Source organism: Acidobacteriota bacterium, assembly GCA_039030395.1.
In the GTDB taxonomy this organism is placed as follows: domain Bacteria; phylum Acidobacteriota; class Thermoanaerobaculia; order Multivoradales; family JBCCEF01; genus JBCCEF01.
Map to the genome: position 1 here is coordinate 1 of JBCCEF010000020.1, position 21,169 is coordinate 21,169.

Genomic DNA, 21,169 nt, shown 5'->3' on the forward strand with positions numbered 1-21,169 from the left:
CATTGTCGCCGGACTCGTCCCACTTTGACCGCGTCGAAGGCGCGGACATTGTCGCCGGACTCGTCCCACTTTGACCGCGTCGAAGGCGCGGACAATGTCGCCGGACTCGTCCCACTTTGTCCGCGTCGAAGGCGCGGACAATGTCGCCGGACTCGTCCCACTTTGTCCGCGTCGAAGGCGCGGACAATGTCGCCGAGACCCGCCTTCGCCACCAAGTCCGAATTCTTCGGACTTGGTGCCGGAGGCGGGACTCGAACCCGCAAGGCCTTGCAGCCGGGGGATTTTAAGTCCCCTGCGTATACCCGTTTCGCCACTCCGGCACGAAGCCGCAGTCTCTCACGAAGCAGCAGCCCTTCGAGAGGGAAGCTCTCTGCGGGGAGGACGCCCACTCCCTCGTGACCTAGCGCGTAAGCTCCGAAGGCCGATCCCAAGCTCCGGAGGCCGATCCTCGGTCCGTCCGTGAGAGAGTGGAACGTATCGGTGGACGACCCAGTAAGGGGTAGCGTGAGCTCTTCCGCCCGCTTCTTGTGAGGACAAGACCATGAATCCATCTGCGAAAGAACCACGGACCCCAGGTCATCCCCTCCGCCTATGGCCGGGCATCGTCCTCGTCGTCACCCAGTGGCTGGCCCGCTTCGGGCTGCCGCTGATCGTTCCGGCCGCCGTTCCAATCGGGGCGATGGCGGCGCTGCTCTGCGGGCTGGGAATCGTCGTCTGGTGGATGTTCTTCAGCCGGGCGCCGCGAGCGGAGCGCTTTGGGGCGGTCGCTTTGCTGGTGGTGCTGATGGTGTCGGCGTGGTTCTTGCTCCATCCGTCGATCGCCACCGGAATGATGGGTTTGATGTTCATCGTCTATTCGGTACCGGTGATCAGTTTGGCTTTCGTCGTCTGGACGGTGGCCTCTCGAGGTCTTTCGGTCCGTGCGCGCTGGGCTTCGATGGCGGGGGCGATCGCCCTCGGCTGTGGAGTGTGGACGCTGGTCCAGACCGCGGGGATGACCGGCAACGCCGAGTCGGAGTTCATGTGGCGGTGGGCGGACACGCCGGAGGAGCGGTTGCTGGCGCGGGGTGAGGTGGCTGCAACGGGCTCGGTGGCGGAGGCAGATCTGGGGAGTACCTGGCCGGGGTTCCGGGGGGTGGATCGAAACGGTGATGTGCCCGGGGAACGGATTGCGACGGATTGGGCGGCTTCCCCACCGATGGAGCTTTGGCGGCGGCCGGTCGGCCCGGGCTGGTCCTCTTTCGCCGTCGCGAACGGGGTCTTCTACACCCAGGAGCAACGCGGCGAAGAGGAAGTGGTCTCAGCCTATGAGTTGACCACCGGCGAGCCGGTGTGGAGGCATCGGGACCCGGTGCGATTTTGGGAGTCGAACGCCGGTCCTGGCCCCCGGGGGACGCCGACCCTCCATCAGGGACGGATCTTCTCGTTCGGTGCCACCGGCGTTCTCAACGCTTTGCGGGCAGAGGACGGTTCCCGTCTGTGGTCCCGTGACGTGGCCGCCGATACCGGGGTGAACCCGCCCACCTGGGGCTTTGCCAGTTCACCTTTGGTGGCCGGTGACCTGGTGGTGGTGGCGGCCTCCGGCGCGCTGGCGGCCTATGACCTCGACTCCGGCGAGCCACGGTGGCTCGGTCCGAACCTGAAGGGCGGCTACAGCTCGCCCCATCTGCTGACCCTCGGAGGCGTCGAGCAGATTTTGCAGCTTCGCGGTAAGGGCCTGGTGAGCGTTGCGGTGGCGGACGGCAAGTTGCTCTGGGAGCATGATTGGTCGGGCGACCCGGTGTTGCAGCCCGCTCTGACGGACCAAGGCGACGTATTGATCAGCGTCAACGCCGGCAGTGGCATCCGTCGGATCGCCGTCGACCAGGGCTCCGAGGGCTGGGCGACGGAGGAGCTCTGGACGTCGCGAGGCTTGAAGCCCTACTTCAGCGACTTCGTCGTCCACCGGGGCCATGCCTACGGTTTCGACGGGCGGATCCTCTCCTGCATCGAGCTGGAAAGCGGCGAACGTCAGTGGAAGGGCGGCCGCTACGGCAGCGGGCAACTCGTCTTGCTGCCGCGGCAGGACCTTCTGCTGGTGATCTCCGAGCAGGGCGAACTGGCCCTGGTGCAGGCCAAACCGGACGGTTTTGCCGAGGTCGCGCGCTTTCCGGCCCTCGCCAGCAAGACCTGGAATCACCCGGTGCTCGTCGGCGACCATCTGCTGGTGCGCAACGATCGCGAGATGGCCGCTTTTCGGCTAGCGATGGCGGACGGGCTCTGACAATGGAGGTTTGGCGGCCGACGGCGAGCCACGAGGCCCTGGTGGCCCGCGCCGAGGTGCTCGCCAAGGTGCGCTCGTTCTTTGCCGAGCGCGGAGTCCTCGAAGTCGAGACTCCGCTGCTTGCCGGTGCGACGGTGACGGATCTTCATCTGCACAGCCTCTCGACCCGCGTTCGAATGGGCGGTGGGGCGCGTGACCTCTACTTGCAGACCTCGCCGGAGTTCGCGATGAAGCGGCTGCTGGCGGCCGGTAGCGGCTCGATCTTCCAGATCGGCCGCGCCTTCCGGGACGATGAACGGAGCCATCTTCACGCGTCGGAGTTCACCCTGTTGGAGTGGTACCGCGTCGGCTTCGATCACCGGGCCCTGATGGCCGAGGTCAGCGATTTCCTGAGCGCGATCCTCGGCACGCCGCCAGCGGTGTTCGCCAGCTACGGGGACGTCTTCGAGCAGCAGGTGGGGATCGATCCGCACACGGCAACCCCTGCCTCGCTGGCCGCCGCCGCAGAGCGGGCGGGCCTCGCCGTCGTCGGCCTCGGCGAGGAGGACCGCAACGGCTGGCTGGAGCTGCTGATGAGCCAGGTGGTCGAACCGCACCTCGGCCTTGGGCGGCCGACCCTGGTGGACGACTTCCCCGCCTCCCAGGCGGCCCTGGCGAGGGTGGTGCGGCGGCACGGCGTGGAGGTCGCCGAACGCTTTGAGGTGTACGTCGAGGGCACGGAACTGGCGAATGGCTATCACGAGCTGATCGACCCGCTGGAGCAACGGCGCCGCTTCGAGGACGATTTGCGGGCGCGGGCGAGAGTGGGCTTGCCGGCGGTGCCGATCGATGAGCACCTGCTGGCCGCCCTTGAAGCGGGTTTGCCACCCTGCGCCGGCATTGCCATGGGTGTGGACCGGCTGGTGATGCTGGCCACCGGGGCGGACCATATTGACGAGGTGGTCGCCTTCCCGATGGAGCGGTCCTGACCGCACGCGGCCTGATAGGGTACGAAGCTTCCAGTCGCGGGCCGCCGAAACCGCCGCCGCGGAGTCACAGAATCCCTACCCGATCACGTTGGAAAGCTTCCCTATGCACCCCTTGAAAGAGTTGGCCGCTTCGTCCCCCGCCTGGCCCTTCGCCGAGGCCCGAAGCCTGGTCAAGCGCTACGCAGAGAAGGCGCCGGAGAAGGGCTACGTGCTGTTTGAGACCGGCTACGGGCCTTCGGGATTGCCCCACATCGGCACCTTCGCCGAGGTGGCGCGCACCCTGATGGTGCTGAACGCTTTCCGGATTCTGAGCGACCTGCCGACCCGGCTGATTTGCTATTCCGACGATATGGACGGACTGCGCAAGGTGCCGGACAACATCCCGCAGCAAGAACGGATCGCCCAGCACCTGGGAAAGCCCCTGACCCAGGTGCCGGATCCCTTTGGCGAGTACCCGAGTTTTGCCCACCACAACAACGCCCGGCTGCGCGCATTCCTCGACGGATTTGGCTTTGAGTACGAATTCTATTCCTCGACCGAGTGCTACCGGAGCGGGCGCTTCGACGAGGCCCTCTTGGCGGTGCTTCGCCATCACGAGGATATTCGCCGGGTGGTCCTCCCCACCCTCGGCCCGGAGCGCCAGGCCACCTACTCGCCCTTCCTGCCGCTGTGTCCGTCCACGGGTGAGGTTTTGCAGGTGCCGATTCTTGAGACCGACGCGGCGGCCGGGACGATCACCTTCGACGACGCCACCGGTGAGCGGCAGACCGTCGAGGTCACCGGCGGCCGGGTGAAGTGCCAGTGGAAAGTCGACTGGGCGATGCGCTGGCACGCCCTCGCGGTGGACTACGAGATGTCCGGCAAGGATCTTCTCGAATCGGTGATCCTGTCGAGCAAAATCACCCGGGTGCTGGGCAGCCGCCCACCGGAGACCTATACCTACGAGCTCTTCCTGGACGAGAAGGGCGAAAAGATCTCCAAGTCCAAGGGCAACGGCTTGACCATCGACGAGTGGCTCGCCTACGCCACGCCGGAGAGCCTTTCGCTTTTTCTGTACCGCAAACCGCGCAAGGCCAAGCGCCTGCACAGCGGGGTCATACCCCGCACCATGGACGAATACCAGCAGCACCAGGAAGGCTTCGCCAAGCTGCCGCCGGAGAAGCAGATCAACGATCCCCTGTTCCACATTCACAGCGGCGACGTGCCGACGGAGTCCTTCGGCCTGAGCTACTCGGTATTACTCAACCTAGCGAGCGTGGCGCACGTGCGCGAAACGGACGAACTGTGGCAGTTCGTGCGGCGCTACCTGCCGGACTCGCCGAAACATCCGTCGGAAGAGACCGAGCGGCTCTTGAAGCGGGCGGTGCGCTACTACGCCGACTTCGTGGAGCCGAATCTGAAGCTACGCACCCCTTCGGAGCTGGAAGCCGAAGCCTTCGGTGAGCTGGCGAAGGGCCTGCGTTCCCTCGATCCGGAGGCGAGCGCCGAAGACATTCAGACGGTGGTCTACGAAGTGGGCAAGGCCTACCCTTTCGAGTCCCTACGGCACTGGTTCCAAGCTCTCTACGAATGCCTGATCGGTCAGTCCGCCGGGCCGCGGATGGGCACCTTCTTCAAGGTGTTCGGGCTGGAGAACTCGATCGATTTGATCGAGTCGAAGATCTAGATCATTCACCGGCCAGCAGCGCCCCTCCCAGGGACGCCGAGTGACTCGGTGCCACATTGCCGTGTTGAGCGATGGTGAACATGTCGCGCAGGCGCCGCTGGAGGGGATGGCCGTCGTACAGCCCCGCCGGCCCGGACATCCGAAAGCACCACTGCACCACCTCCGACGCGACCCGCACGCCATGGGCGCCGGCCGCCCACATCCCGTGGTGCGTTTTCTCTTCTAGCGGCTGGTGTTGCGACGCCCGCTCCCAGGCGGTGTCCGCGTAGGAGAGAAGAGTGGCCTTCGCCGCGTCGAGGTCCGCGCGGTGGGTGCCCAACTCCAGGCGAAGCAGGGCCTGCCGGTCGCCGTCTCCGCCTGGCGCCACTCCCTTGTCGGCGAACTGCGCGAGCAGGTCGGCGACGGCCCCCTCGGCGGTGCCCAGGGCCACGGCACCCTGGTGCAGCGAAAAGGACGGCCGGATGGGCAGGCGGCTGTGAGCGGTGGCGGTGGCGCAGATGTCGCCGTCGAGGTCGTAGAGATCGGTGTGGGCAAGGCGCACCTTCCGGGCGTGGATCACGTTGCTGCCGGTCGCCCGCAGCCCGAGAACGTGCCACACGTCTTCCACTTCCACCGCCTCGCGGGGCAACAGCGCTCCCACCATACGGGAGCTTTCCCCGTCGTCAAGGTCACAGTGCACCAAGACCCAACGGCTGTGAGTAATGCCCGAGGTGAGAGACCAGCGGCCGGTGAGCCGGAGTCCTTGGCCCTCGGGGCGAAGGCGCCCGGAGCCGACCGCCGTGGCGGCCACCGGCACATCGGGGCCATTGGCCAACACCCGTTCATAAGTGGCGAGGGGCAGCCGGGCGAGCACGATCTGCCCCTGCACCCACACCATGACGTTCCAGGCGGTCGAGGCATCGCGCTGGGCGAGGTCGCAGAGTCGGTCGATAACGAACCGCAGATCGCCTTCCCGGCCGCCGTAACGGCGCGGGATGACCAGGCGCAGAAAGCCGTGCCGTCGCAGGGCTTCGAGGAGCGATTCCGGCAACCGGCGCCGGCGTTCGAGATCGGCGCTGTCGATCTCCGGCAGGTCTTCCCGCCAGGGGCTGACGATGGGCTCCGTCACGAGGTCGCCTCCAGCGGCTCGAGGGAGGCGTCCACCAGAGCTGCGATGTGCGCTTGGGTCGAGTCGACGATGGGAGCGCCGGCGACGGTGGCCCGGTCGGCGATCAGTCCCAGTTCCGTGCAGGCCAGAACGACCCCGTTCGCTCCCTGATCGACGGCGCGCTCGATCAGCTCGGCCAGCCTCCGTCGAGCCCCATCGGTCACCACGCCGACACAGAGTTCGTCATAGATCAGGCGGTCGAGGAGGGCGCGATCGCCGGCGGCGGGCCGCATCGGCTCGATGCCGTGGGCCCGTAACCTCTCCGGGTAGAGCGGCAGATCGAGGGTGAAACCGGTGCCGAGGACCACCGCGCGGGAGATTCCATGACGTTGAACCTCCCGGGCGGTCGCTTCGACCAGATCGATGAACGGCAGATTCGAGGCTTCGCGCACGGCCGCCGCCACTCGGTGCATGGTGTTGCAGGCGATGGCCAGCAAATCGGCGCCGCCAGCTTCGAGGCGCCGCGCCGCCGAGGCCAACAGCTCCCCCGCCCCGGCCCAGTCGCCGGCAAGCTGCATCTGTTCAACGGTGCGGTAGTCGTCCGACCAGAGCAGGACGCGGGCCGAATGGGAGCCGCCGCGGCGCGCCTGCACGGCCCGGTTGATTTCACGGTAGTAGACCTCCGAGGACGGCCAGCTCATGCCGCCGAGCAGGCCGACGACTCGGGGCTCCGGGGAAGCGCCTCTCCGGGCTGCGAGGTCCTTCGTCGAGAGGGCCATCGTCAAACTCATCCGCCGGAGGTCACCGCCCGCAGCCGGGCGAAGGGCTGGGGCTCGATGGAGGAGAAGGTGCGGTCGTCGCCGCAGGGCATGGCGTAGCGGCGAAACTGATCGCGCAGATCTTCGACGACAGGCGTTCGGGCGCCGCGGAGGCGACCCGCCCGCAGGTGGAAAACGCTGGTACTCGCATCCGCTAGGGCGCCGATCTCCGGCCGCTCGTCGACCGTGACCAGCACCAGGGTCTCGGCGTCAGCCTGGCGTTCCGGCACCCCCTGACCGTCCGCCAGCAGGACCACGCGGGTGGATCCCGAGCCGTCGGCCAGGCGAACGGTTATCTCCGCGCCTTCCGGCCGCTCGAAATCGCCGGTCACGGAGCAGCCTTTCCACTCCAGCTCCCGCTGCCAGGCGCGCAGCACTCGCGCTACCGCCTCGACCGCTTCGGCTCCCCGCACGCTCTGATCGCCCAGCTCCTTCTTGACCTTTGCCGGCGCTCCGGCGGCGAGGACGTTGGGCGGGATACTCCGCGTCACCACCGAGCCGGCGGCGAGAATCGAGTTCTCCCCCACCGTGACCCCCGGCAGAAGGGTGACCTGGAATCCCAGCCAGGCGTTGCGCTCGACGCGGATAGCCGCATAGGCCGGCTCAATGCCCTCCAGCGGACCGTGTCCGAAGTGGTAGCCGTGGGTCCACAGGGCGAGATAGGAGCCGGTGCCGACGTCGTCTCCGATCTCGATCAGGTGATTCGAGTTGAGGATCGAGTGCTGGCCGATGGTGACGTGGTGGCCGATCTTCACCCGCGCCGTCGAAGTGGTGGTGCCGCCGTAGCCGACGCAGGCCTCGTCGCCCATGTAGTAGAGCCGCCCGGCGGAGAAATCGCGACAGAGAATGCGCACCCGTGACGAAACCCGTGCGGCCATGCCGAGGAGGAAGGATTCCGCCACCAGCACCTGAACGTCCGGGGCGATTTCCGACCGCTCGCCGATCTCCAACACCCCGGCCCGAAGGTCGCAGCCGGAGTCGATGGTGACGCCGGAGCCGAGGACGACGCGATCCCCGACCAGGGTGACGTTGTCGCCGATCACCACGTCCTCCCCCACTTGTAGATCGCCGGCGAAGATCCGCGACCCGCTGCCCACTCGGCAAGAGGCCGGCAGCGCAGCCGGATCGACCCGGCGCGGTGGGGTGCCTGAGGCGCCTCTTTCGGTCATAACCACCTCTCCGGCAGGTTGAGCAAGGTTCGTTTTCGGCAGAGCCCTTCGATCTCTGCCTCGGCGCTGAATTCGCCCCGTGCAGCGGCTTCAATGATGGCCTTTGGAGGATATCTCATAGCGCTCAAGTAGACCCAGGAGCGGGCAAACTCCTCTTCGAAGCGTTGGTTCGGCCAGCGGGGACCGGCCGGCGAGAGGAGCGGGTTCACGTCGAGGGCGGTTCCGGCCGGCGGCAGCACCAGGGCCGGCCCCTCCCCCACCGCCGCGGGGCCACACACGAAGGCCGCCGCCGCGGCCGGCGAAAGATCCTCCACCGTGGCCGGACGGGCGGCCCGCCCCTCGAGGGCGGATCGGGCGAGTTCCGCGTCGTCGTACGCCACGGCCGGTTGCAGCATCGATTGATACTCCTCAATCGGCAGCGGCTCTCCCGGCGAGAAGTTCCGCTGCGCGGCGTTGTGAACATGGCCGAGCAGAACCCGGCCGCCGGCGGAAATCCGCTGCAGCTCCGCGAAAACGTGCGCCTTGCGCCGAAAATAGTGGAAGGAGTCGTTGGAAAAGGTGAGGGACGCGGCGCCGTCGGCGAAGGGAAAGGGTCCTTCGGCATCGAAGCAAACCAGCCGGGCGTCGGGAGCGGTGAACCGGCGGCTCAGCCAAAGGTGAGAGAAGACGGTGTCGCCCCCCAGCGCCCGGCCGCCAGCGAGGAGCCAGGGGCGCAGAAAATGCCCGGCGCCGCAGGCGACCTCGAAGAGGGATTCGCCCGCCGCGGAGTGCGATTCAAGCAGCGCCAAGCCGCTCAGATAACTCGGGTGGGACCAGCGGTGGAGGAAGTACTCGGCGAGGGAGCCGTAGCCCAGCTCCGTCATCGCCTGGCGGGCGGTCGGAGCACTGAGGGCACGACGAACGCTCTCCGGATCGGCCGGCGGAATGGTCTCGTCCTTGCGGTCCGCCAGCAGCAACGCCAGGGCGTCTTCGGCATCTTGGCGCTGGAGTGCCCGGACCGCGGCACCGCGCAGCTCGTCCCGTCCCAGGCGTAGGTACGGGATGCCATCGAGCACCGGCCACAGGGTTTCGCCGTCGTCGAGGAGCGATGGTGCGACCTCGCGGAGGGGGCCACCGGTGAGGGGGCTCCGCAGCAGGCCGAGCAGACCGTCGTCAGTCGTCGGAGGGGTCAATCCAGATCTCCAGCAGGGCGAAGGGCAAGATCAACCCAGCCCCGTTGACCAACACCTCGCGGCCGTCGAGAACCGCCGGCCGGCTGCGTAGGGGGTCGGGCTGCTCTAGCAGCTTCCCCGGCGGCCGATACTCGTGGAAGGCGAAACGCAGGCCGAGGGCCGACAGCCGGTCTTCGAAGGTTTGCCGGGAGTGGATGTTCCAGCCCGGCATCCAGAGGGCCTCTCCCTCCCCCACCTGCCGCAGCCGCACCAGCAGATCGACCGGCTGCGGGTTGAAGGTGCCGAACAACAGCAACCTGCCTCCGGGAGCGACCCGGCCGAGGACATCTTCGAACCACGGATCGAGGTGGTCGAAATGGCTGTGCAGGGTGAGCATGGTGACGAAGTCGAAGCGCTCCGCGGGCAGCGTCGCCGGGTCGCGGATGTCCCCTACCCGAAAGGAGGCGGCGGGGACCTGGGCCGTGGCGTAGGCCACCAGCTCAGGGAGGGCATCGATGCCCACCGCGCGCACATTGGGGTAGGACGCGAGGAGAAAGTGCAGAAAGGCGCCGTTGGCGCTGCCAATATCGAGTACCGAGATCGGTTCCGCCGCCGCCAGCCGATCGGCCATCCGGCTTCGAATCAAGTCGAAGTACGGCCGGTGGTGTTCGCCCGGAGGCCGGTCGAGATAGCGGCGATCCAGGGCGCGGGTGCTTTCCCCCGGCCCTGGCAGGTTCGGCTCGTCGGTTCCACTCATTGCCGATCCTCGCCGGCGGCCACCAGTTCCCGCAGCCAGTCCGCTCCGGCCACCGCGGCGGCGATTTCATCGGCTGCGAGAGGTCGGGGTTCCAGGATCAGCACCGGCGGGTCGGCATGTTCCAGCACCGCCGCCACGGCGGCCCGCGGGTTCAGCCAGCCGTCCGCGGCGCGGTGATGACGGGAAAAGGGCTCGTGGGGCGTGGCGCCGTCGTTCTTGGTGTTGTACACGTGGCAGGAGCGGATCCGCCGGCCGAGGGCCTGAGCGAACCGGGGCACGCCGGCCACGGAGTCGGTGTCGTGAGCATGACCAAAATCGAGGCAGAAGCCGAGTTCGGGATAGCGCTCTAGGAGCTCTTCGTAGTGCTCCGGCAGGCGGCAGGTGGGATGGGCCGACAGGTTCTCGATCAACAGCGGCACGCCGCTGCGATCGGCCTCCTCCGCGAGCGGTGCGAGGAAGTCCGCTTCCGCCGCGCGGTCAATCTCACCGTGCGCCTCCGGATATGGGCTCGGATAGTGCACCACCACGTGCAGCGCGCTCAGCTCTGCTGCGCAGCGCAGGGTGGCGAGGGCCAGGTCGCGGGCCTGGCGGACTTCTTCCGGGTCCGGCCCGGTCGGCGCGAAGCGCCGGAGCGGCTCCGGCTGGTCGTAGGGCACCGGCGTATGGAGGGCCGGCTGGATGCCGTGGTCCGAGCAGATCCGTGCGATCCACGGCAGGGCAGAAGTCGGATAGTTGTAGAACTCGACCACCTCGGGCCGGAAGGCGAGCAGGGTGTCGAGGTCCCGCTTGTCGGTCAGAACGCCGGTCGAGACCCCGACCCGGGTCACGGCCGGCCGGACCCGGCGTTGACCGCCGCAAGGATTTCCGGCCGATCGTCCAGCGATGCGAGCCAGCCGGGTGCTCCGGCGCGGTAGTAGCGGGTACCCGAGGGCCAGGTGAGATCTTTCCAGATGCCGTAGTTGTCGAGAATCAGGAAGTCGCGCGAGATGGACTGCACCGTCTCGAGGACATCCCTTTCGAGATAGCGCCGGTGGTCTGTGTTGACGATCAAGGTATCGAACTCGTCGAGGGTCGCCGCCGGGTCGAAGGTCTCCAGGCCGGTGAGGTCCCTGACCTCCCGCGCGCTGTAGTAGGGATCGCTGACTTTGACCGGCACGCCGCGGGTTCGCAGCACTTCGGCGATGTGCAGGCTCGGACTCATCACCGACACCTTGAGATCGCCGCGGTAGGCCAATCCGAGAATGCCGACGCTCCGGCGACCACGCCGGATCACCGATTCCGCCACCTCTTGGCGAATTTGCAGGTCACCGTCGAAGGCGGCGCGTAGGATGCCGAGACTGTCCGGACGGCTGGCGCCCTGTAGCAAGTACTGGCCGGCGAGCGGAATGCAGTAGCCACCGGCGCCGAAGCTCGGGCTGTAGCGCTGCATGTTCCACTTGGTGCTCGCCAGGTCGAGCACTTCGTCCATGTCGACTTCCGGGAAGCCGAGGGTGAGCTGGTTCGCCAGGCTGATGGCCGCGTGCCGGTAGGCGTTCTCAACGCATTTCACCAGCTCGGCGACGCGATAGGAAGAGGCCCGATGCAGCCGGTCGCAGAGGATTCCCAGCACCGATTCCACCGCCTCGGCGCCGCCCGGTCCATGGCCGCTGTAGATGCGATCCAGGGTTCTCAGGGTGCGGCTGGGGTCGACGAACCAGTCGCGCCGCGGCGCCACTCCGAGCAACACGTCCCGTCCCGCTTCGACGCCGTGCTCGGCGAGAATCGGCAGCACCTGGCGATCCACCGTGCCCGGTTCCAAGGTCGACTCGACGATCACCAGCCGCGGCCGTACATGGCGGTCCTGTTGCTGCGCGATGGACTTCGCCAGGCGGGTCATCACGTCGCTCAAGGGGAAGGACCACGGACGCCCCTCGCGCTCCGTCGGCACGCAGACGAGGTCCACGAGCTGTTCTTCCCCGAGCACCGCTTGCGGGTCGCTGGTGGCGGACAGGAGGCCCTTTTCGACCAGCGGTTTGGGGTCGATCCGGAGCCAATCTTCGAGCCCCGGCACCGGGTACTCGCCACCGAGGACCTGCGCAACGCGAGCCTCGTCCGGATCGTAGGCGATGCCCGCCACGCCCTCCTCGGCAAAGTGAATCAGGCTCGAATAGCCGATATACCCCACTCCCCAAACGGCTACCCGGAAGCGTCCCGTTCGCAGGAGGTCGCCGTAGTTGGAGATCCGCGGAGTGTCGACCTCAGACATGGTCACCTCCGGTGCCGGCCGCCGCCGGCCATTGCTGCCGCAGGAGCATCAATCCTTCGGCGCAGTCGCAGCCGCAGAGAGCGCCGAAATAGCTCCACTGGCGACTCAGTTGATCGAACGCCAGTTCCCGGTAGTCGTCGCTGTCGAAGTTGAACTCCCGGATGGCGGCGATCTTGAGATCGCGAAAGGGGGTGATGTCCACGAAGACGTTCGGTTGGAAGCGATGGAAGCAGGGCGTTCGGAACTCGCTCGGCGAGCAGGCGAACAGGCTTGCGGACCAGCGCCGCGACGACGCCAGGGCGGCGCGCGCGAGCTGCACGTGATCGCCGTGGGAATCGCCCTCCCAGGGGCCGATGATCAGGTCCGGCTGCTCCTCCTCGACCAGGGCGTCGAGCAGGCGCACGGTTTCGTATTCGTGGAGGTCTTCGACCTGATTGAGGCGGCCGTCTTCGACCCACACCAGCCGGTGGCCGAGGATCTGGGCGGCGCGCTCGGCCGCCCGCCGGCGCCGGGTGAACCCTTCCTCGGAATACGCCGAGGTGGTGAAATTCGCCACCGTCACCGCCGTTCCGCGAGATCGCAGGTAGGCGATGGTGCCGCCGGCGGCCAACTCCGCATCGTCCGGATGGGCCGCCAGGATCAAGGCCTTGCCCACCGCTCCGGGGCCGATCAAGTGGAGCCCCGGTGGGCCGCCTTGAGGGCCTCGGCCAGGGTGCGGACGAAGGATTCGAGCCCTGCTGCCTCCGGATCCTCCTGGCGGGTCTGGGCGATGGCCTCGGCGAAGCCCGGGCAGCGGTCGATGAAGATCGGCGCCGACAGACCGTGCAGGCGAGCACCGGTGAGGTGGGTCTTGACCATGCTCGCCTGGAAGGCGTTGAAGCCCGCCAGATCGGCGCCGGTCAGGTCCGACTGATTGAGGCGGGCATAGACCCCGTTGGCATTGCGCAGCGAGGCGCCGCGCAAATCCGCCGTCAGATACGCCTGGCCGAGAACGGCGGAATCGAGATTGGCTCCCTTCATCCGCATCGCCAGCGGTGGGTCGCCGGTCAGCATCGCCCGGTAGAGATAGGCGTGGCGCAGATCCGCGCCTTCCAGGTCAGCATCGCGAAACACCGCACAGCGACCGGCGAAATGCGCCATCTTCGCGCCCCTCAGGTCGCTTTCCACCACCTGTAGGTTCTCCCCTGAGGCGCCCTCCAGGCAGGGTTCCGTGAGGGAGCAATCGCGGATCGAGGCGCCGCTCAATTTGGCGCCTCGGAGGTCCGCTCCGTCGGCACTGCAGGAGAGCCACTTGGAATGGGTCAGGTCGGCGTGGGCGAAGGATGGCGCGCTCCAGCGGCAGCCGTGAAAGTCCGCTCCGACGGCGGTGAACCGAACGGCGCTCAGGCGATCGCCGTGGACCTCATCGCAGCGCAGCCGTGGCAGATTCGCGTGGTCCAGGAGCAGGCCGTCGCAGCTCGTCGGCCGCTGCAGGTTCAAGCCCTGGCCGCTGGCGTGGCGCAGATCGACGTCCTGCATGCGGCACTTGGTGATGGTCAGTTGCGAGACCAGAGCGCTCTCCAGCTTGGATTGATCGAGCACGCATTCGTTGATCGCCGCCCCCTGGAGATTGGCGCTGGTGAAGTCCGCTCGGCTGAGATCGCACTGGTAGAAGGTGGTGCCGGCGAGGACCGCGCCGGAGGCCCGCACCCCGGCCAGGTTGCAGCCGTGAAAGAGCGCTCCGGTGGCGTCCACCAGGTCGGTCAAGTCAGCGCCTTCGAAGTTGACCACCTGAGCCGCCAAGGCGTGCATGTAGGCGCCGGTGAGATCGGCGCCACTGAAGTTGGCCCGCTCCATTCCGGGGCAGATGAGGCTCGCTTCCCGCAGGTTGGCGCCGCTCAGGTTGGTGCTGTGAAGGAGGGCTCGGTTGAGAATGCTGCGGCGAAGATCGAAGCCGGAGAGATCGAGACCCTCCAGCGCCGCCTCGGTCAAGTCCAGGCCGCGACCGGAAGCGGCGATGCGCTCCTCCGTCCAGCGGCTCGATTCGGCGATGGCGCCTTCGCGGTCTTCGGCTTCGGCCAGGCCTCGCAGGGTCTCTACTTCAGAAGTTTGCGGCAACAGCATTCCCTTTTCCCTTCAAAGCGATCGTTTCAGTTTCTCTTAGAGGACAGGGCGCTATCGTACTCAATCCACTCGCGAAGGGCTCGCCGGTCGGCTTTGCCCGTTCGCCCTTGGGGAAGTTCGAGGGCCCGATGGATCCGGTCCGGCACCTTGTATTTCTCGAGCCGTAGCGATAGCCATTCCCGCAGCCGATCCTCCTCCGGTGGTTCTCCCTGCGGCACGATCAACGTATGGATCCGCTGTCCAAGGTCCGGATCCTCCACCCCCGTGGAGAGACAAGCCCGTACCCCAGGGTGCCGAACGAGGACGTTGTCGATCTCGAGCGGAGACACCTTGTTGCCGCCGCGAATGATCACGTCCTTGCGGCGACCGGCCAGCCGGACGCAGCCGTTGTCGTCGATCGCCGCCAGATCGCCGGTACGGAAGTAGCCGTCCCGATAGCTGCTCCGGGTGAGATCCGGAGCCCCGAGGTAGGCGGTCATGGCGAAGGGGGTCCTAATCTCCAACTCGCCCTCCTCCCCGGCCGGCACGACGGTGCCGGTTTCCGGGTCGACGAGACGAAAGTCGACGTTGGGACTCGGCCGGCCGATGCTCCCCGCCCATTCCGGATAGCGTTCCGGGGGCACGATGAAGTCCGAGGTACAGGTCTCGGTCAATCCGAAAACATCGGTCAGTTGACTGTCCGGCAGCAGCTCAACGTAGCGCCGGCCGAGGTCCGCCGATAGCGGCTCACCGCCGGCGATGATCAGCCGCGGGGAGCGGCGTTCGCGCAACCCTGCAAGGGGTACGCTGGCCGGCCCTTCGAGCGGCGGCTGCGCCGCCCGCAGCATGGTGGGAACCACCGCCGTGTAGTCGATGTCAAAGCGCTGGAGACTCTCGAGGAACGGTGGTGCGGCGAACTTGCGCAGGACGAATACGGTGCCGCCCTTGCTCAAGGTCAGCAGGCACACCCACTGGGCGAAGGAGAAATTGAGCTGCAGCACCAGTAAGGTGCGGGCGCTATCGCGAAAGGTGAGCACGCGGTCGATCGCGTCGAGCTTGCCGGCGAAGGCGGTATCCGAAAGGACGACGCCTTTCGGAACGCCTGTCGTGCCGGAGGTAAAGACCACGAGGAGGCCGTCGCGCAGCTCGTCTCGAGCGGCGGGCGGCTCCTGCCGCAACCTCAGCACCTCTCCGTCTACCGCGGCGCTTGCGGGCACCGGAGCCTTCGCCGACTCGTCCCAACCGACGGCCAGCCGAGCGCCGGTCGCTGCGAAGACGTGCTCTACCGTAGCCGCCACATTCGAGCGGTGTACCGGTACCGCTACGGCGCCGGCCCGCCAGGCACCCAGCAGGGCGACGACGTCGCGCACCCGATTGGAGGTGAACACCACTACCGGCTCGTCGGGCCTCACCCCACGGGCGCTGAGGAGGCCTGCGATTCGGTTCGACCCTCGGTCCAGTGTCCGGTAGTCGACGGATGGATCCGCCCCGGACGGTTCTGCGTCCACCAGCGCCAGCCCGTGCGGCCGGTGAGCCGCCATTTCGAGCAGGCGCCGGGCGATCACCTTCACCCGCCATCCCTCGCCGGGGACCCAAGGAGACATCGGTACAGAAGCTGGTACCCGCGATCGGTGCTCACTTACGAGACGGCTCCGACATCTCCGATCGCGCTTTGGCCGCGAGGGCGGGAAGGTGACCTTGGTTGTCGATGATCTGCTGGAGGTTTCGCATGCGCTTCTCGTCGGCGGTCTCGATCATCGTCTTGCCGTAGTACTCGTCGATCCAGAAGCGCGCGAAAGAGCTGATCATGGTGCGCAAACCGTCGAGCTTGTCGTCGGGACAGTGCTCGGCGGCGTTGATCACGAACAGCCGCCGATAGCTGCCGCCGCCGAAGGCGCCGTGCTTCACGCCGTGATTGAAAACCAGAATGTCGCCGGGGCGGGTTTCGAGAGCGATGGCCGGGACCTGCGATGATTCGATTCCCCAGGCCTCCTCCGGTTCCGGGGCCGTCTCGTGCAGCGAGTCGGCATAGGAGTCCCCATATCGGTGGCTGCCGGGGATGACCCGCAGGCAGCCCGTGTCGGCGGTCAGGGGATCCAGGTAGAAGGCCACCTTGAGGGCCTTGAGGCCGCCGAAGTATGGGCGCGAGTGATACGGCGTGTCGCCGACGTAGTAGTTGCCGTCGGAACTGCAGTAGTTGAAGTCCGGACCCAAGAGACCGCTGAGAATGCCATGGATCCGCTCGTCGTCGAGCAGCCGGCACAAGCGCTCATGGCGGTCGATGAACGGGACGATCAGAGACCGCTTGGTGCCGTCGTGGGGCGAACCGTGATGGCCGGAGGTGTCTACCCACACCTGCTCGAAGGCGTTGGTGATTTCGTCGATGCAGTCGGCCATCAGGCCGTTGAAACGAAGAAATCCGAAAGTGTCGAAAAAGTGCTTCTGGTGCTCGGTAAGCCGCAAGATTCTCCACCGGGTGCTAGAGATTAGGGGGCCGTAGGCGGGCGACGCATCACGGCGTATACACGTCTGTATTGATCATTCGATTTCTATCGCTTCGCACCATCACTGTCAAGCATTGCTGAATCAGCTATTCAAGATTCCGTGGGGAGCTGCTGTCCGAGGAGGTCTTGCGGAAGGACCAGGGCTAGAACAAACGAGCGGGTGTACTAAGGCCGGCCTCGGCCATTCCAGCCGCAGGCCGGCGTGCAACAAACCTCGAGGACGCCTTACCAGCGCACGACGTCAGGAAGCATGGCGGCGACTTCTCCGCTGGCGAACAACTTCTTCTTGACCTCACTCAACCGGATCAGTTGTTCGTCCAAACCTTGGCGGGCCGTGAGCAGATCCGCGATGATTGCCTCTCGTTCGACCAGCAGTTCCTGCACTTCCTGCGAAATCTCTGGCATAGTTGCCTCCCATTAAAATTGCACTGATTTAAATCTCAGGCGACTAAGCAGATGTTGTTATCACGCTTTGACTTGACTTGCAACGCCGTTGCCCGCCTTTCGTGCCGCGGGCCGATCGCTGCTGGCGGATCTTCATGAACGAGCCAGGCGGGTCGTCTTCCCACCTTCTCTGCGCCTATGCGTCGAACCCGGTGGCGCGACTCATCGACCCTCGGGGAAGACCGGTCTGGCCACTCGGCGGGGCCGACGACAAGGCGCGCCTGGATCGTTTGGCTGGGCTGTTTGGCGCCTCTTGCAAACTGCTCGAGTCGGTGGAGACAGAGGGTGATTCTGTGAGATCTCCGCCCTTTCGCCGATCCCGATCGGTTGGCTCTCTGAGCCCTGAAGTAGAGCCTCTCGCTGGGCTGTATGCACATTTGACCGGTAGGACGTCCGCTCCGGCGGCCTCCAGCCCGTCGATGAAGCCGGCCGTCTTGGTTGGATTCTTCCAGCACGCGACGCCGTCCTTCCTCCACCGGAGCTATCGAGATCTCGACGACAGCGCTCCCGGCCTCCTGCTGGCGGAGGATGCCGAGGACCTTCGCCAGCAGATCTTGATTCGGTCGGCTGCCCTTTGCTTGAGCGGCTTCAATGAACCCTCCGATGCCGCCATCTACGGCACCCTGCCGTTCGGCCGAGGGAGAGAGGAGGAGCAAGTTCTCGGCGGAAACGCGGAGCCAGCCGAGGTTCGAACTCTACTTGGGGGAGGTGTCAATGTCCTGACCGTTGTCGCTCACGGTGACGGAGTCGACGCTTCACTCGGAGAGAAAAACACTCTCTGCCCCTACCCGCAGCGTCTGCGCGAGCTCGGTGATCGCGAGGAGAGAAACGGCTGCCAGATCGAGAACTATTGTCACCGCTTGGAACTGCCGTACGACGAAGCGATCGGGGGAGAGGCGTTGCTTTCTCCCGGTGACATCTCGGCGAAGGTACTGCTCTGGGCCTCCTGCCTCGGATTCCTTCCGGCGGGAACCGTGGTGGGCGCTGCCCATGGGCTGGGGCGCCGCTTCCTGCAGAGCGACCGCATCGGAGCGGTGGTGACGGCGTGGCGAGTGCAGACCGTCGATCCTGTCTGGCTGGAATCGCTGGCCCGCCGCATCAATTCGGGGGTCCCGGTCGGCCAAGCCTTGGCTCAGGCTCTGCGAGCGCGACCCGATCTCTCGGTCAACGGAGGCTACTGTCTTCTTGGAGATCCCGCTTTGCGAACAGGACGCCCCGGAGGCCCATCGGGGGCAGAAATCTTCGGTTCACGGCCGAAAATACGGGGAGCTATCGCAGCCGGTACCGGCAAAGATCCGAAGCCCGATGGCACTCCCTTCCTCATTCTCTGGTCTCAGGGTGACTTGGAGCAAGCCGATACTGCCGTGAGATCGCGCCTGCTCTACGAGATCGGCGAATATCGTCGGGCTCGGCAAGACGGCGGTGACCCGGAGCGGGGAGGCGACGCGCCGGGACCGCGCCTGCGGCAAGCAGCGATCGATCTTTGGTTCGGCCGAGGCCATCCGCTGGCCAGCGCCTACTGGCAAGAATTCGCCGCTACGGTTCCACTCGGCAACTTTCGGACCTGCCCGAGTTGCCGTCTTCCGGACAACCGGGTGTTCGCCGCCCGGGCGCGGTTCTCCGGCCGAGGAATCGCCGATCGGTTGGTGCTGAATTGCGCCGTGTGCGGCATTGTCACCGATGTTCCGGGGGGATTCGCCCTGGCGCTGCACCGAACAGAGACCGGCCTTCGATGGGTCGGCACCCGGCCGGCAAGGTGCTGGTCCGCTGGCGTTATCCTCAAGGCTCAACGGGTCGATCGCCGCCGCGCTCTGCCCTGGCCCGCCGACAGCGCGGGTCAACCCGATCGGGAGCTGAATTTGGTGCGCGTCGGGATGCGAGGCATCGTCGACGTGGGGGTATGCATGATGGTGGAAAGCGAGGCCCTTTTTGCGTCGACCGTGGTTCGAATCACACCGCCGGACCTATAGAGATAAATCGTTGACGTTGTCGACCCCAAGGACCGCCGCGCACAACCGCGTCACGCCCAGGGCGAGTCCGACGCAAGGCGGTAGGCCGGCTTCGAGAATGCGAACGAAACTCTCGTCGTTCCGTTCGACCATCGGATGGCTGCGTGCGTGGTTCGCCAAGTCCTCCCGCACCCGCGAGGCGCTCAGCTCTTCGCGCACGATCTCGCCGCAGGTTTCGCCGTTCACCACCAGCCAGAACAGACTTGCTTCTTCTCCTGGCTGGGCCGACAGCGGACTCCGGTGCAGTGGGATGTCCGTCAGGACCACCATGCCGTCGAGCTGGCGTACCGCGCGCTTGGTCAGCGTCATCCTCCCCCGTTCGACCTCATCCGACTCCAGGCCCGCGGCTTCTAGAGCGTCCGCCACAGCTTCTCGGTCTTCCAGGTCGACGCCCAGGGTTTGATAACAGGCGTCCCGGGCGCTGACCTCGACGGCCTCCGGCAGGTCCGGCAAGAGGTTGCGGATCAGTCGCACGGCGAGGGCCGCCATGTCGTCCATCGAAGCGAGGGCGGCGTAGGCTTCGAGAAGGGTGAATTCCGGGCTGTGAGCGGCATCTCTTCCCTCGTTCCTGAAGCTCGGCCCGATCTCGAAGCATCGGGGGATCCCGCTGGCGATGGCCGCCTTCAGTCCCTTCTCGAAGGTCAGCCGGAGGTAGCCCCAGCGTTCGTCGGCCGCGACCCAGGTTCGAAAGGGCCGGGCTCGGCCACCGAAGAATCCTCGCTCCAGCACCGGGGTGGAGAGTTCGATGAAGCCGGCTTGCCGGAAGCCCGTGCGGAGGGTGGACAGAACCCCTGCCACGCCGTGGTTCAGGCGGTAGCGGTCGAAAAAGACCGGTGCCTCCTGGGGCGAAAGCTGGCAGGGTATGTGGCATAACATCTTGGTCACGAACACGGTCGGCGTGCCGGCCCGCGAGCGCTCCAGAGAGCCCTCGGTCACCAGGTAGTCGTGAATCCGAATCCGCTCGGTCCGAGCCTCTCCTGGAAGATTCGCCGGGAGTCCGATCTGGAACCGCCGGCCGCCGGCCGCCAGATCGATGAAGGCGACGGTGCGGTGGCGCCGCAGGTGAACGACGCGACCCGCCACCACGGTCGAAGTCGATGTCGGATCCTCCAGCAGCTTCTCCGCGGCCTCCTCCGAAGGAAGGAGGTGCGGAGTGAAGGTCGCCGCCACCGGCTCGCTGTGGACGTCGGGAGGGAGGGCCGAGGAAGGTCGGGATGTAGCCCACTGCGGGTTCAGTTCCGGCAGAAACTCATGGACATCGCGGCGGCGGGGCGAGGCCGCCAAAAGCCGAACGGCCCAGTCGGTCAGGGCCTTTCGTCGATCGGGCGAGCAACCCTTCTGCGCCGCCATGCGGAGCCCGTGGCGGGCGGCGTAGAGCGGCAAGACGTTCGAGGAGGCACCGTAGCCGGTGAGCAAGCCGGTCAACAGGTCGAAGGCCGATCGCCGCTTCTTGGGATGGTCGATCCACAGCAACTCCGCGGCCAGAGGGCCGAGGTCACCCTCCTTGACGCCTTCCCCCGCAGGGCTCAACGGCTTTCCTTCTCGCGCATCGGCGAACAGGCCCGGCAGGTCGGACTTGCCGTACCGGTAGACCGCTGGCTGTACACGGAGGCGCGACAGCCAAGCGGTCGAGAGTTGGAGAAGCGACCAGCGGTCTCCACCTTCGATCAACTCCTCCGGTAGAGAGAGCAGCAGGGCGGGCAATCCAGTCGGCCCGAGGGTCAGCCGATGCTCCTCGCCCTGCCGCAGTTCTTCACCCGTCTGGTGGAGGGTGCGCAACTGCCGCGCGAAGCTTCGGCCGAAGGCGTAGGGATCTTCCCCAGGATGTAAATGATCCATCATTATGTAGAGTAGCGGCAGAGCGTTCATTCTGCCACGGGAGGGCCGGAGGGCTCACCCAGCCGGGTGTCCACAGCCATTCGGTGCAACCGGCCGACGACGGCAGGGTTCGGTCGCGGGCAGCGGTTGCGTAGACCGTTGGCGTTCAGGTAAATATATGCGCTGGT

At 66.4% G+C, this 21,169-nt stretch carries 17 protein-coding genes and 1 tRNA gene; 4 read left to right on the forward strand and 14 right to left on the reverse strand.

The annotated features are described in order from the left end of the window. Nucleotides 1-233: 233 nt before the first annotated feature. Nucleotides 234-320 (reverse strand) — tRNA-Leu (locus AAF481_15935). Nucleotides 321-541: 221 nt separating this feature from the next. On the opposite strand from AAF481_15935, the gene AAF481_15940 reads away from it, so the two are divergent. The 3 genes from AAF481_15940 (at nt 542) to AAF481_15950 (ending at nt 4,897) form a co-directional block, all read left to right on the forward strand. Continuing rightward, a complete protein-coding gene (locus AAF481_15940) occupies nt 542-2,263 on the forward strand; it encodes a PQQ-binding-like beta-propeller repeat protein (GenBank protein ID MEM7482668.1) in 1,722 nt (573 codons plus the stop codon). A gap of 2 nt (nt 2,264-2,265) precedes the next feature. Continuing rightward, nucleotides 2,266-3,231: an EF-P lysine aminoacylase EpmA gene (gene epmA / locus AAF481_15945; GenBank protein MEM7482669.1), complete on the forward strand. Its 966-nt coding sequence runs from the start codon at nt 2,266-2,268 to the stop codon at nt 3,229-3,231. Between the two features lie 103 nt (nt 3,232-3,334). After that, the gene (locus tag AAF481_15950; protein MEM7482670.1) at nt 3,335-4,897 is read left to right on the forward strand and encodes a lysine--tRNA ligase; all 1,563 of its coding nucleotides are present in this window, start codon (nt 3,335-3,337) and stop codon (nt 4,895-4,897) included. A gap of 1 nt (nt 4,898) precedes the next feature. On the opposite strand, the gene AAF481_15955 is transcribed toward AAF481_15950, so the two are convergent. The 12 genes from AAF481_15955 to AAF481_16010 all read right to left on the reverse strand — a co-directional run bounded on the left by AAF481_15955 (nt 4,899) and on the right by AAF481_16010 (nt 17,115). Next, nucleotides 4,899-6,005: a hypothetical protein gene (locus AAF481_15955; GenBank protein ID MEM7482671.1), complete on the reverse strand. Its 1,107-nt coding sequence runs from the start codon at nt 6,003-6,005 to the stop codon at nt 4,899-4,901. After that, complete coding sequence (locus AAF481_15960; protein ID MEM7482672.1) at nt 6,002-6,763, reverse strand: aspartate/glutamate racemase family protein; 762 nt, start codon at nt 6,761-6,763, stop codon at nt 6,002-6,004. The genes AAF481_15955 and AAF481_15960 overlap by 4 nt, the downstream gene beginning before the upstream one ends. A gap of 8 nt (nt 6,764-6,771) precedes the next feature. Beyond that, nucleotides 6,772-7,971 carry a DapH/DapD/GlmU-related protein gene (locus AAF481_15965; protein ID MEM7482673.1) on the reverse strand — a complete coding sequence of 400 codons (1,200 nt, stop codon included), beginning with the start codon at nt 7,969-7,971 and terminating at the stop codon, nt 6,772-6,774. Further along, nucleotides 7,968-9,143, reverse strand: coding sequence for a methyltransferase domain-containing protein (locus tag AAF481_15970; GenBank protein MEM7482674.1), 1,176 nt, complete (start codon nt 9,141-9,143; stop codon nt 7,968-7,970). Before AAF481_15970 ends, AAF481_15965 begins: the two co-directional genes overlap by 4 nt. Then, nucleotides 9,124-9,879, reverse strand: coding sequence for a class I SAM-dependent methyltransferase (locus AAF481_15975; protein ID MEM7482675.1), 756 nt, complete (start codon nt 9,877-9,879; stop codon nt 9,124-9,126). Before AAF481_15975 ends, AAF481_15970 begins: the two co-directional genes overlap by 20 nt. Beyond that, nucleotides 9,876-10,706: a sugar phosphate isomerase/epimerase family protein gene (locus AAF481_15980; protein MEM7482676.1), complete on the reverse strand. Its 831-nt coding sequence runs from the start codon at nt 10,704-10,706 to the stop codon at nt 9,876-9,878. Before AAF481_15980 ends, AAF481_15975 begins: the two co-directional genes overlap by 4 nt. Further along, a complete protein-coding gene (locus tag AAF481_15985) occupies nt 10,703-12,124 on the reverse strand; it encodes a UDP binding domain-containing protein (GenBank protein ID MEM7482677.1) in 1,422 nt (473 codons plus the stop codon). The genes AAF481_15980 and AAF481_15985 overlap by 4 nt, the downstream gene beginning before the upstream one ends. Next, the gene (locus AAF481_15990) at nt 12,117-12,797 is read right to left on the reverse strand and encodes a PIG-L deacetylase family protein (protein ID MEM7482678.1); all 681 of its coding nucleotides are present in this window, start codon (nt 12,795-12,797) and stop codon (nt 12,117-12,119) included. The genes AAF481_15985 and AAF481_15990 overlap by 8 nt, the downstream gene beginning before the upstream one ends. Beyond that, nucleotides 12,794-14,227 (reverse strand): pentapeptide repeat-containing protein, encoded by a 1,434-nt coding sequence (locus AAF481_15995; GenBank protein ID MEM7482679.1) that lies wholly within the window; start codon nt 14,225-14,227, stop codon nt 12,794-12,796. Before AAF481_15995 ends, AAF481_15990 begins: the two co-directional genes overlap by 4 nt. A gap of 26 nt (nt 14,228-14,253) precedes the next feature. Beyond that, nucleotides 14,254-15,810 carry a class I adenylate-forming enzyme family protein gene (locus tag AAF481_16000; protein ID MEM7482680.1) on the reverse strand — a complete coding sequence of 519 codons (1,557 nt, stop codon included), beginning with the start codon at nt 15,808-15,810 and terminating at the stop codon, nt 14,254-14,256. Nucleotides 15,811-15,841: 31 nt separating this feature from the next. Continuing rightward, nucleotides 15,842-16,669 (reverse strand): phytanoyl-CoA dioxygenase family protein, encoded by an 828-nt coding sequence (locus tag AAF481_16005; GenBank protein ID MEM7482681.1) that lies wholly within the window; start codon nt 16,667-16,669, stop codon nt 15,842-15,844. A 266-nt stretch (nt 16,670-16,935) separates the two neighbouring features. Then, nucleotides 16,936-17,115 (reverse strand): hypothetical protein, encoded by a 180-nt coding sequence (locus AAF481_16010; GenBank protein ID MEM7482682.1) that lies wholly within the window; start codon nt 17,113-17,115, stop codon nt 16,936-16,938. Nucleotides 17,116-17,573: 458 nt separating this feature from the next. Here AAF481_16010 and AAF481_16015 point away from each other — a divergent pair, with 458 nt between their 5' ends. Next, nucleotides 17,574-19,124, forward strand: a complete 1,551-nt coding sequence (locus AAF481_16015; GenBank protein ID MEM7482683.1) for a hypothetical protein — start codon at nt 17,574-17,576, stop codon at nt 19,122-19,124. Here the strand turns inward: AAF481_16015 and AAF481_16020 are convergent. After that, nucleotides 19,119-21,032: an amino acid--tRNA ligase-related protein gene (locus AAF481_16020; protein ID MEM7482684.1), complete on the reverse strand. Its 1,914-nt coding sequence runs from the start codon at nt 21,030-21,032 to the stop codon at nt 19,119-19,121. The genes AAF481_16015 and AAF481_16020 overlap by 6 nt on opposite strands. Between the last annotated feature and the right edge of the window lie 137 nt (nt 21,033-21,169).